Genomic DNA, 10,778 nt, shown 5'->3' with positions numbered 1-10,778 from the left:
CTGCAGCATCATCTGCTTGCGACGCCTCCGAACCTCATTCTGAAATGATCAGTAAAGGTCGAACTCGTGCGGCGGGAGGTCGAGCGTGAAGCACGCCTCGCGGACGACGGCCTGTTCGGTCTTGTCGAAGTCGCCGTCCGCACCACCGATGACGATGCCGATCTGGATCACCGCGCGCGCCTCGGCCGGCTTCTTCTTCGCCTTCGCGATCTCCTGGAGCACGCTGACCTTGCCGAAGTCGAAGTCGGCCGTCAGCTTGTTCAGGTTCTCGTCGAACCGGCGCTGGAGGTCGGTCGCGTCGAAGTTCTGGAGCACCTCGTTGCTCGCGATGAGCTGGGCGACCCGTCGGCGCTCCGACGGGTCGATGCTGCCGTCGGCGGCGGCCACCAGGGCACACATCGCCATGGAAGCGTCCCGGAAGGCACCGGACTTGAGGTCGTTCTTCTTCGCCGTCAGCTGCGTCTGCATCGTCGACGCCGACTCCTTGATGCGGTCCCACAGGGCCATCGAGAACTCCCTCACAGATACGGAAGGCCGCCCGGACGGGTGGGGCGGAACCCGGGCGAACCGTTCTTCTACATTACTGTAGAAGCTATCAGCCGCCGAAGAGCCCCCGCGCTCCACCTCGCCGTCCCCCGCGCCCGGGCCCGCGTCGAGCGCCGGGCGCCCTGATCGGCGTTCCGGGGCAACCAGCCGATGGTGCCCACCACTTCACGCGCGCTGTCGACCACCGCACGTCCGCCGGTCGCCACGCGCACCGCGTCCGTAGGCTCCCGCTCATCGAGGATCCGTGCCTTACGGGCGCTGCTCTCCAGCTCGCGCTCCAGCTCCTCGCGCTCCAGCTCCGAGCCCCGCTCCCGACCGCACCCCGAACCAGCCCGGACGTACCTCGGTCAGCAGCGGCCGCAGCGACCGCGCCGCCGACAGCAGCTCCCGCTCCGTGACGTCGACGGGCTCGGGCAGGCTCAGGCCGTGGTGACGCAGCCGCCACGGGTCGAAGATCTCGCTCCCGTCGGCCGCGAAGTCGAAGTCCACGTCGATCTCGGTGCCGTCGTCGCTCACGAAGCGGCAGCCGGCCCCGTGGACCTCGTACGCGTACGCGCCGACGCGCCCGCTCCGGCTGATCCGTCGCGCACGCACCAGGCCGTGGAGGTCCGCGAGCCGCCCGAGGGAGGGCATCGCCGTCCTCACGGCCGCGTCGGTCGCGCGCAGAGCGCGGACGTAACCGAGCACGAGCTCCCGTGCGTCCCCCATCCGTTCCCTCCGGTCTCTCCCCGAAATCGGCCCTCGGGCAACGATCCGCGCGAGGGTTCAGAGCGTCTTCCGCAGAAGCACGCACATCGTCTCGTGGCGGCGGATCGTCCCGTCGGGTCCTTCCTCGTCCCAGGCGTCCGGCTCGCGGCCGTAGGCGACGTAGCCCAGGCGCTCGTACAGGGCGCGGGCCCGAGGGTTCTCCTCCTCGACGGCCAGGGCGGCCGTACGCAACCCGCGGTCCCGGATCCGCTGTTCGGCCGCACGGACGAGGAACGTTCCCAGCCCGCGGGACTGCAGGGCCGGCATCACGGCGAGCTGCCAGAGCGTCCCCGCACCCTCGGCCACGCGGTAGTCGACGCCGCCGATCGCGACCGGCAGATCCGCCGGCGTGCACACGGCCAGATAGTCCACCTCGCCCGCCGCCGCACGCACCAGCTCCCGTTCCACGTGGCGCAGGTGCGTGGCCGAACCCGACCAGGTACACACCGGAAGATCCCGTGACAGGAGGTCACGCACGCTGACGGGCAAGGTGACGGTGGCGGTGGCGAAGTCGCCCGGAGAGTTCACGCTCGACAGCATGCGCCGTCGCCGTCGGCACGACAACGGGATTACCTCCCGGGCCACGGGCCCGCCGCGTCAGCACCGGGCGAAGCCGGACCCCGACCGCCTTCCGGTGCCGCGGCCTCCGCGCGGCACCGCTCCAGCCCCGCGGTCACCTCCGCCCGCTCCGGGCCGTCCCGGTCGGCCAGGAGCCGTCGCCGCCGACCGAGCCCCAAACCCCACGGCCCGGCGGCGCGGGCTGTCCGCACCGCCCCCGCTTCCCCCGCGTGCCCGGTGTGCCCCTCCACGGCGCCCTCCCCGCACCCGAGGCCCGGCGCCCGTACGTCCTGAGGAATGATCGGGGCCATGACGAAGATCGTGTTGATGTCGGATCCGCGGGTGGCCGCGATACCGGTCGCCGAGTGCGGCGAGCCGCTCGTGGACGTCCGCCGCCGGGGCGCACTGCTGGTCGACGCGCGCAAGCAGGACCCGGCGGACGCCTTCGCCCACCTGCGGGAGGGCGTGCTGGAGCGGCTGGTCGAGGCGCAGGGACTGCTGCCGGAGGGAGTACGGCTGCTGTTCGTCGAGGGGTACCGGCCTCCCTCCCTCCAGCGGGAGTACTTCGAGGAGTACGCCGGACAGCTGCGCGACGCGAACCCCGGCTGGTCGCCCGAGGAGATCCACTCGGCGGCGAGCCGGTACGTGTCCCCGCCCGACATCGCCCCGCACAGCGCCGGCGCGGCCGTGGACCTCACCCTGGCCGACGCCGACGGCCGCGAACTGGACCTGGGCACCCGGATGAACGCGGACCCGGAGGAGAGCGAGGGCGCCTGCTACACCGACGCCCCCGGCATCGGCGCGGAGGCCCGCGCCCACCGCGAGCTCCTGGGCGGTGTGCTCACGGCCACGGGCCTGGTGAACTACCCCACGGAGTGGTGGCACTGGTCCTTCGGGGACCGCTACTGGGCCTTGGAGACGGGCGCGCCCGCCGCCCTCTACGGGCCGAAGGAGATCGGCTCCCCCCACTGAGCGGCAGGGCCCGCACCGACGCCCCCGGGGGGTACCGGCCCGGCCGTTCGCCTCAGCCCCTCCCGACGATCCCTTGCCCGCCTGTGCAACCGACGCTCCGCCGGAGCGCGTGTACGGCTCCGGAAGTCACACGTCGTCGCCCACCGAGGCCGTGCGGAACGGATCCGCGGGCCCGCGAAGTTCTGGAGCCACCCTGATGCCGGATGAGATCGACGACACCGCGACGGCGCGGGCGGGAAGCCTCCGCGTGAGCGACGACCGCGCCCTCACCGCGTTTCGCGCGGAGTGCGCGGCGCTCTCGGAGGCGGTCTCCGGCCTCACCGAGGCCGAGTGGAACCTCCCGACGCGCTGCGCTCCCTGGACGGTGCGCGACCTGCTCGGGCACGTCAGCGTGGTGATCGACTGGCTGCCGGCCATGCTGGACGCGCCGACCCCCGCCGAGGCCGAGATCTCCGCCGTGGAGTACTACCGCCCCGACGACCGCTTCTCGCCCCGGACCAACGGCACGCGGATCGCCCTGGCGCGGGACCGTGCGGCCCGGTCGGCCGACGGCACCGCCCACGCCGAGGACTTCGCCGCCACCTGGCGACGGGTGGCCGCCCTGTGCGGGGTCGAGCCCGCAGGACGGGCGGTGCGGACGCGTCACGGCGACGCCATGCTCCTGTCGGAGTTCCTCCGCACCCGGGTCGTGGAGGTCGCCGTCCACGGTCTCGACCTGGCCGACGCGCTCGGGCACGAGCCCTGGCTGACCTCGGCCGCCGGCGAGTCCGTCCTGGAGCTGCTGCTCGGTCCGGGCCACGGCGCGGCCGCCGAGGAACTGGGGTGGAGCCGACCGCGCTTCCTCCGCAAGGCCACCGGCCGGGAGCCGCTGACCGCCGCGGAGTCCGCCCGGGTCGAACGGCTCGGGATCCGGTGGCTCGCGCTGGGCTGACCGAGGAAGGCGCGGGCCCCGCACGACACCGGGCCCCGCTCCGGTGAGCGGTGGACGGGAAGCCTGGAGGTGGGCATCGCCTCCGGCGCGAGACGGCCGGAGCCCGCACCCGCGAGTGCCGCGATGGCGGGGAAAGTCCGTGGAGGCCGGGATCGCGGGCCCGTAAGGTGGGGATCTTCGGCCGGTGCGAGCCGCCGGAGCCTCGAAAGCGAACGCCCATGACGCTGCCCGACCTCCCGGCCGCCCGCCGTCGTCTCGACTCCGCGCTGGACGACCTGGCCGTCGTCTTCCGGGGGATGACGGCCCACCCGGACGAGTACAACTGCGACTGCCACTGGGGCAGCGCGGAGGAGCTGGCCCGGCTCAAGGTCGCGGACCTGGAACTGGACCTCGACCTCCTGCATCGCACGTGGCAGGCGCCCGACTGGACGGACAAGGCCGCCGTGCTGCGGCGGATCCTGCCGCAGCTCGCCTCCACACTCGTCACCGGACGCGTCGCCGAGACGTACTCCGACATGGAGACGATCGGCCGCGCGTTCGCCTTCGGCGCCTGGCGGGAGTGGCCCGCCGGGCAGAGCGCGGCGGTGGAGGAGTTCCTCGGGGCCTGGTGGTCCCACACGCTCACCGATCCGGACCCCGTCGTGCCCGCGCAGGACGTCCTGGTCCTCGTCACCGAGGCGACGGGGACGGTTCGGCCGTGGCTCGACGCCTGGGAGGCGCACCGCTTCCCCGCCGCCGACGCGCACCTCGCCGCGGCGGCGGACCACTGGGACCACGACCTGCTCGGCGACCGGCTTCCCTGGAGCGCCTGGGAGAACGAGGAGGAGCTGTGCGCCGACCTGACCGCCTGGCTCGTCCGCCACGCGTCCGACCGGCTCCGGGACAGCGGGGCGCCGGAGGACCTGCTGCACCGGATACGGCTCCTCGGCGTCCCCTGCCCGGACCGCTGGGACGACCCGCACTGGCCGGACTACTTCTACTGGCGGCTCCGTCAGGAGCCGTGACGGGTCGGAGCCGGGCCCTCCGCCGGGCGGATCGGGACCGCCGCGGTCCGCTCGACGCCTTCGGACCGTACTTCCGCGCCCTGGACCGCCAGGACGTCGCGGAGGGCGCGGTCCACACCGTCCAAGGGGGCCGAGCAGGCGCGTGGCGGAGCCGCGTCAGGCGCGCACCGCCGTGATCACCAGGCCCCTTTGGGCCTGGATCGTGAGGGTGGTGCCGTCCCAGCCGACGGGGAGCGGGGAGGGGGTGGTGTCGACCGGTGAGCCCGCGTCGACCGGGCCGGAGGTCGGGTCCTCGCCCCACTGGAGGGTGTGGGAGGCCGACGCCCCGACCGTGGCCGGGAGGCCCGTACCCGCCCAGACGTTCTCCGACGACCTGCCGTCCACGGTGACCGTCAGCCGGTCGCCCGTGAGCGCGAACGTCCCGGTCAGGTCGCCGCCGTCGAAGCTCCATCGGCGGCCGGTGATCTCGATCCGCCGGTACTCGTCGTTGACCTGCCCCGACGGGGTGAAGCCGAGGCGCCAGGCGCCGCGCGCGAACGCCTCGACGGCCGCGCCCGCGAGGGTGGCCCGGGCCGGGCCGTCGCCGTCCGCCCGCCCTCCCCCACTCCCGTCCTTCTTCCCGCCGCACGCCGCCAGCGCGAGGGAGAGCAGTCCGAGGCCCGCGTACCTGAACGTGTCCCGTCTCCCGACGATCCGCCGTACCTGCCTGAACTCGTCCAGCACCGCGCGCAGCCTTTCCTGGGCCCGCCGTCCGGCTGCCGCCGGTGGTGCGGGAAGTCGAAGTCTGGCGCACGGGCGGGGCCGGCCGCAGGAGATCGCGGATACCGGGAGCACCCGCGCGGCCAGAGCGCGTCCTCCGCCTCCTCGCGTTCAGTAGACGTCGCGGACGTACCGCTTCTCCGCCGCCAGCTGCTTCACGTACGCGGCCGCCTCCTCCTCGCTCATCCGGCCGTGGCGGGCGACGAGTTCGCGGAGGGTCCGGTCGACGTCCTTGGCCATGCGGGCGGCGTCGCCGCAGACGGCGAGGTGGGCGCCGTCCTGGAGCCAGGACCAGAGGGCCGCGCCGTGCTCGCGCATCCGGTCCTGGACGTAGACCTTGGCGCGCTGGTCACGGGAGAAGGCCGTGTCCAGGCGGTCGAGGTGGCCGGACGCCAGGTGGGCTTCGAGTTCGTCGCGGTAGTAGAAGTCGGTGGCCGCGCGCTGCTCGCCGAAGAAGAGCCAGTTGCGGCCCGTGTGCCCGCGGGCCCGGCGGTCCTCCAGGAAGCCCGCGAAGGGCGCCACGCCCGTCCCCGGGCCGACCATGACGAGCGGGGCGGCGGGATCGGCCGGCGGGCGGAAGTGCGGCGAGCGCTGGACGAAGACCTGGACCGGGCCGTCGTCGGCGTGGTCGGCGAGATAGGCGGAGCAGACTCCGGTGCGGTCCCGTCCCCGGTCGTTGGAGTAGCGGACGACGGAGACGGTGAGGCGGACCTCGCTCGGGTGCGCGAGGGGGCTGGAGGAGATCGAGTAGAGGCGTGGCTGGAGGCGTTTGAGGACCGCCGTCCAGTCGGCGGCGGAGGCGCGGACCGGGTGGGCGGCGAGGAGGTCGGCCGCCTGGAGGCCCCAGCTCCACTTGGCGAGTTCGTCCTTGTGTCCGGGGCGGAGCAGGCGCTTGAGGTCCTGGCTTCCGGTGCGTTCGGCGACGAACCGGAGCAGGTCGGGGGTGATGCGCGTGATGTCGAAGCGGGTGCGCAGCGCTTCGGCCAGGGGCAGCGGGCCCGTACTCCTGCCGGTGCCGCCGTCGCCGGTGGTGACGGGTTCGGAGGGGTCGAGGCCGGTGAGGGCGAGCCACTCGGCCACCAGTTCGGTGCTGTTGGCCGGCCACACGCCGAGGGCGTCACCCGCCTCGTAGGCGAGTTCGCCGCCCCGCGTGTCGAAGGAGAACTGCCGCACCTCCTTCTGCGAGCCGGGCAGGCTCAGCAGCCTGTTGCCGACGAGGAGCGTGGGGAACGGCGCGGCCTTCGAGAACGCCGTCCGGAGCGCCGTCCCGGCCGTGCTCCTGGTCACGCCGCCCGGGAGGGGGGCGGGGGTGGCGCGAGGCCGCGGGCCGGGGGCGGTCAGCAGGGGCACGAGGGCGGTGAGCCAGGCGGCGGACGCCTCGTCGTGGTCGGGTTCGCAGTCGGTACGCGGGAGCAGGCGGCCGGCGCCGAGTTCGGCAAGGCGCTCGTCCAGGCGGCGTCCGTGGCCGCAGAAGTCGTCGTAGCTGGAGTCGCCGAAGGCGAGGACGGCGTAGCGCAGGCCGTCCAGGCGCGGGGCGTCGGGAGCGCGGAGGGCCTCCCAGAACGCGGCGCCGTTGTCGGGGGCGTCGCCGTCGCCGAAGGTACTGGTGACCACGAGCAGGTCCGTGTCGCCGTCGAGGTCCGCGAGGTCGGCGCCCTCCATCGGGCGGAGCTCCGGGGAGCGTCCGGCCTCGGTCAGCCGCGCGGCGGCGGCGGCCGCGTACTCCTCGGCGGTGCCCGTCTGGGAGGCCCAGAGGATCAGCAGTCTGCGGGTGGGAGGGGTCGGCCGGTCGGGACCGTCGGGGCGGTCGGCGGGCGTGGGCCGGACGGGGGGTTCGGTGGACGCGGGGGGCGTGGGCGCCGCCGTGCGGGAGAACATGCCGGCCAGGACGCCGTCGACCCAGAGTCCGTGGTCGGGGGCGAGCGGGGCGGAGGGCGGCAGGACGGGTATCCGGCCGCCGGGGACGGTGGTCGGGACGGTGGCGGAAGCCGTGGTGCCGGTGGTCGTGGCGAGGCCGGAGAGGAAGCCGGCGAGGTAGCGGCGTTCCGGCTCGGAGAACGCGGGCGGGGCGAGGTCCGCGACGCCGAACAGGTCGGCGAGCGCGGACGCCGGCTCCAGGGCGGGACCGGACAGCCCGGACCGTCCCCCCGTCGTCCCGGCCGTCGCGGGCTCCGCCGTCCGTTCCCGCGCCTGTGCCGCGGGCTCCTCGGGCGACTCGGCGGGGCGGGCGGCGGGCACGGGGGCGATGGTCTTCGCGAGGGTCACCGCGCACGCCTTGAACTCGGGCTGGAAGGAGAGCGGGTCGACGGCGTCGTGGGTGACGGCGTTGATGCTCAGGTACTCGCCGAAGAGGTCGTTCCAGTGGAAGGGGGCGAAGCAGGTGCCCGGCAGGACCCGGTCGGTGAGCACGGCCGGCAGGACGGCGCGGCCGCGCCGCGAGGCGATCTCCAGGTGGTCGCCGTCCGCGACGCCGACGGCCGCCACCTCCTCCGGGTGGATCTCGACGAACGGCCCGGGGTTCAGCTTCGTCAGCTTGGCGACCTTGCCGGTCTTGGTCAGGGTGTGCCACTGGTGCTGGAGGCGCCCGGTGTTGAGGACGAACGGGTAGTCGTCGTCCGGGAGTTCGGCGGCCGGGAGGTGCGGTCGGGCGAAGAGGCGGGCCCGGCCGCTCGGGGTCGGGAAGGCGAGGCGGGGGCGGGTGCCGTCCGCGCGTTCCAGCAGGGTCTGGCTGACGCCGTCGTTGAGGTAGCGGATCGGGTTGCGGTCGGGGCCGTCCGCCGTGGGCGCGGGCCACTGCACGGGGGTGGTGCGCAGCCGCTCGTACGAGACGCCGCGCAGGTCCCAGCCGGTCTGCGGGTTCCACGCCCGCTTGAGCTCGTCGAAGACCTCCTCGGCGGAGGTGTGGGCGAACGCCTCCTCGAAGCCCATGGCGCGGGCGACGCGGGCGATGAGCTCCCAGTCGGGCAGGGCCTGGCCGGGCGGGTCGACGACGCCCTGGACGAGGGTGAGGTTGCGCTCGGAGTTGACCATGACGCCGTCGGACTCCGCCCAGAGGGTGGCGGGCAGGACGACGTCGGCGTAGGCGTTGGTCTCGGTCTCCTCGAACACGTCCTGGGTGATGACGAGTTCGGCGGCTTCGAGGGCGGCTATGACGGTCTTGCGGTTGGCGACGGAGGCCACGGGGTTGGTGCAGATGATCCAGCACGCCTTGATGTCGCCGGCCGCCATCCGTTCGAACATCTCGATCGTGCCGCGTCCGGCGTCGGTGCGCAGCGAGCCCTCCGGGACGCCCCACAGCTCCTCGGTGAAGGCGCGGTCGGCATCCGCCAGTACGGAGCGCTGCCCGGGGAGGCCGGGGCCCATGTAGCCCATCTCCCGTCCGCCCATGGCGTTGGGCTGGCCGGTGAGGGAGAAGGGGCCGGCGCCGGGACGGCAGATGGCGCCGGTGGCGAGGTGCAGGTTGACGAGGGCGTTGGTGTTCCAGGTGCCGTGGGTGGACTGGTTGAGGCCCATCGTCCAGCAGCTCATCCACGCGCCGGCCTCGCCGATCCAGCGCGCGGCCCGCCGGATGTCGTCCTCCGGGAGGCCGGTGACGGCGGCGACCGTCGTGGGCGGGTAGTCGGCGAGGAAGGCGGGCATGGCGTCCCAGCCCTCGGTGTGCTCGGCGAGGAAGTCCTCGTCGACGTGGCCGTTCTCGACGAGGAGGTGCAGGAGCCCGTTGAGGAGGGCGAGGTCCGTGCCCGGCTTGATCTGGAGGAAGAGATCGGCCTTGTCGGCGGTGGCGTTGCGCCGCGGGTCGACCACGATCAGCTTCGCCCCGGCCGCCTTGATCCGCTCCATCATCCGCAGGAAGAGGATCGGGTGGCAGTCCGCCATGTTGGAGCCGATGACGAGGAAGGCGTCGGCGTGGTCGAAGTCCTGGTACGAGCCGGGCGGGCCGTCCGCGCCGAGCGACAGTTTGTACCCGGTGCCGGCCGAGGCCATGCACAGCCGGGAGTTGGACTCGATCTGGTTCGTCCGCACGAACCCCTTGGCCAGTTTGTTCGCCAGGTACTGCGCCTCCAGCGACATCTGCCCGGAGACGTAGAACGACAGGGCGTCGGGCCCGTGCTCGTCCAGGATGGCGCGAAGCCGGCGCGCCACGTCGGCGACGGCGGCGTCGACGTCCGTCCTGAGGGGCTCCGCCTCCCGCTCGGCCCGCACCAGCGCCATGGACGCCCGTCCGGGGGCGGCCATCATGTCCGCGCTCGTGGCCCCCTTCGTGCACAGGCGCCCGCCGTTCGCGGGGTGGGCCTTGTCGCCGGACGCCTTGGCGGCCCTGCGGCGCCCGGTCGCCGGGTCTCTCACGACGTCGAGGACGATGCCGCAACCGACCCCACAGTACGAACAGGCCGTACGGACCGACCCGTCCCCCGCTTCCGGCGACACCACTGGCACCCCTCCCACCGACACACCCGACATGGGCAATCTCCCACGTCGGAGACGGTATGAAGACCGGGTTTCCGGTCGATCACGCGCTCCGCGCGCGAGGGGTTACACCCCGCGCACGCGGGCGTCGGGCGGGCGGTGAGGCGGCGCCGGGCCGACGGCCCGCGGGCGGCGACGCAGGCGTCGGGCAGGATGGGGCGGGTGATCGGTTACTGGAATCCGCTGCCCACGGCGCGGCAGGTGATGGACGACATCGGGGAGACGCGGGAACGGCTCTTCACCGGCGTGTGGGAACAGCGGAACTGGCGCAACGTGCCGGGCCCCTTCTACGGGGCGGAGACCGACAGCATGGCCCTCGGGCGCCTGGACGCTCCTCGTCACATCGCCTACGACGACGACCTGGGCGGCGGCTTCGGCTTCGAGTTCATCTACCGCCAGCCGGTCGACGAGCAGGAGACCGCGGACGTGATCCACGGCTGCTGCCTGGACCTGTACCGCGGGTACAACTGGGACGGTGACGACCACTGGACGGTGGAGGCGGTGCGCGACTGGTGGCGGGACCGCGCCCGCCTCCGGGAGTGGGCCGTCGCCATAGCCGCCGACTGGGGAGCGGACGCCCACCCCCACTGGGGCTACAACGCCGACCCGCGCTACCTCGGTCACTACCACGACGCCGCCCGGGGCCATCGGGACTTCCTCGCCTACATCGACGACGGCCTGGAGACCTATCTGCGCGGCTACCTCTTCTGGCTGGACCAGCGCCGCGAGCCACGAACCGGCGAAGCGCTTCCCGAGCTCTAGGCACCCCGCGGGCCCACCGGACGGGCCGTCCG

9 protein-coding genes are annotated in these 10,778 nt (G+C 73.6%); 4 read left to right on the top strand and 5 right to left on the bottom strand.

Annotation, left to right across the window (positions count from 1 at the left end; all coding sequences use genetic code 11):
* Nucleotides 1-48: 48 nt before the first annotated feature.
* The 3 genes from IE321_RS38845 to IE321_RS38835 all read right to left on the bottom strand — a co-directional run bounded on the left by IE321_RS38845 (nt 49) and on the right by IE321_RS38835 (nt 1,833).
* Nucleotides 49-507 (bottom strand): tellurite resistance TerB family protein, encoded by a 459-nt coding sequence (locus IE321_RS38845; protein WP_190226384.1) that lies wholly within the window; start codon nt 505-507, stop codon nt 49-51.
* A 288-nt stretch (nt 508-795) separates the two neighbouring features.
* On the bottom strand, nt 796-1,254 hold the full coding sequence (locus tag IE321_RS38840) for a DUF6896 domain-containing protein (RefSeq protein WP_229916775.1): 459 nt from the start codon (nt 1,252-1,254) through the stop codon (nt 796-798).
* Nucleotides 1,255-1,311: 57 nt separating this feature from the next.
* The gene (locus IE321_RS38835; RefSeq protein ID WP_190226383.1) at nt 1,312-1,833 is read right to left on the bottom strand and encodes a GNAT family N-acetyltransferase; all 522 of its coding nucleotides are present in this window, start codon (nt 1,831-1,833) and stop codon (nt 1,312-1,314) included.
* 327 nt (nt 1,834-2,160) lie between these two features.
* Here IE321_RS38835 and IE321_RS38830 point away from each other — a divergent pair, with 327 nt between their 5' ends.
* From IE321_RS38830 to IE321_RS38820, 3 genes are all read left to right on the top strand, one after another.
* Nucleotides 2,161-2,823, top strand: a complete 663-nt coding sequence (locus tag IE321_RS38830) for a M15 family metallopeptidase (protein WP_190226382.1) — start codon at nt 2,161-2,163, stop codon at nt 2,821-2,823.
* Nucleotides 2,824-3,019: 196 nt separating this feature from the next.
* The gene (locus IE321_RS38825; protein ID WP_190226381.1) at nt 3,020-3,754 is read left to right on the top strand and encodes a maleylpyruvate isomerase family mycothiol-dependent enzyme; all 735 of its coding nucleotides are present in this window, start codon (nt 3,020-3,022) and stop codon (nt 3,752-3,754) included.
* Nucleotides 3,755-3,972: 218 nt separating this feature from the next.
* The gene (locus IE321_RS38820) at nt 3,973-4,758 is read left to right on the top strand and encodes a hypothetical protein (protein WP_190226380.1); all 786 of its coding nucleotides are present in this window, start codon (nt 3,973-3,975) and stop codon (nt 4,756-4,758) included.
* 156 nt (nt 4,759-4,914) lie between these two features.
* On the opposite strand, the gene IE321_RS38815 is transcribed toward IE321_RS38820, so the two are convergent.
* Both IE321_RS38815 and IE321_RS38810 read right to left on the bottom strand, forming a co-directional pair.
* The gene (locus IE321_RS38815; RefSeq protein WP_229916773.1) at nt 4,915-5,481 is read right to left on the bottom strand and encodes an aldose epimerase family protein; all 567 of its coding nucleotides are present in this window, start codon (nt 5,479-5,481) and stop codon (nt 4,915-4,917) included.
* Between the two features lie 147 nt (nt 5,482-5,628).
* Nucleotides 5,629-9,978: a bifunctional nitrate reductase/sulfite reductase flavoprotein subunit alpha gene (locus IE321_RS38810; RefSeq protein ID WP_190226379.1), complete on the bottom strand. Its 4,350-nt coding sequence runs from the start codon at nt 9,976-9,978 to the stop codon at nt 5,629-5,631.
* A 168-nt stretch (nt 9,979-10,146) separates the two neighbouring features.
* On the opposite strand from IE321_RS38810, the gene IE321_RS38805 reads away from it, so the two are divergent.
* The gene (locus tag IE321_RS38805; RefSeq protein ID WP_229916772.1) at nt 10,147-10,746 is read left to right on the top strand and encodes a hypothetical protein; all 600 of its coding nucleotides are present in this window, start codon (nt 10,147-10,149) and stop codon (nt 10,744-10,746) included.
* The last annotated feature ends 32 nt before the right edge of the window (nt 10,747-10,778 follow it).

The sequence above is a fragment of the Streptomyces hydrogenans genome (genome assembly GCF_014656075.1).
Classification (GTDB): Bacteria; Actinomycetota; Actinomycetes; order Streptomycetales; family Streptomycetaceae; genus Streptomyces; species Streptomyces hydrogenans.
The sequence above is the reverse complement of the archived record's forward strand: the minus strand, read 5'-3'. Positions and strand labels throughout refer to the sequence as shown.

Coding starts and splice junctions, on each gene's coding strand:
- IE321_RS38835 (WP_190226383.1), bottom strand. CDS start 1,833: ATGCTGTCGAGCGTGAACTCTCCGGGCGACTTCGCCACCGCCACCGTC.
- IE321_RS38840 (WP_229916775.1), bottom strand. CDS start 1,254: ATGGGGGACGCACGGGAGCTCGTGCTCGGTTACGTCCGCGCTCTGCGC.
- IE321_RS38845 (WP_190226384.1), bottom strand. CDS start 507: ATGGCCCTGTGGGACCGCATCAAGGAGTCGGCGTCGACGATGCAGACG.
- IE321_RS38830 (WP_190226382.1), top strand. CDS start 2,161: ATGACGAAGATCGTGTTGATGTCGGATCCGCGGGTGGCCGCGATACCG.
- IE321_RS38820 (WP_190226380.1), top strand. CDS start 3,973: ATGACGCTGCCCGACCTCCCGGCCGCCCGCCGTCGTCTCGACTCCGCG.
- IE321_RS38810 (WP_190226379.1), bottom strand. CDS start 9,978: ATGTCGGGTGTGTCGGTGGGAGGGGTGCCAGTGGTGTCGCCGGAAGCG.
- IE321_RS38825 (WP_190226381.1), top strand. CDS start 3,020: ATGCCGGATGAGATCGACGACACCGCGACGGCGCGGGCGGGAAGCCTC.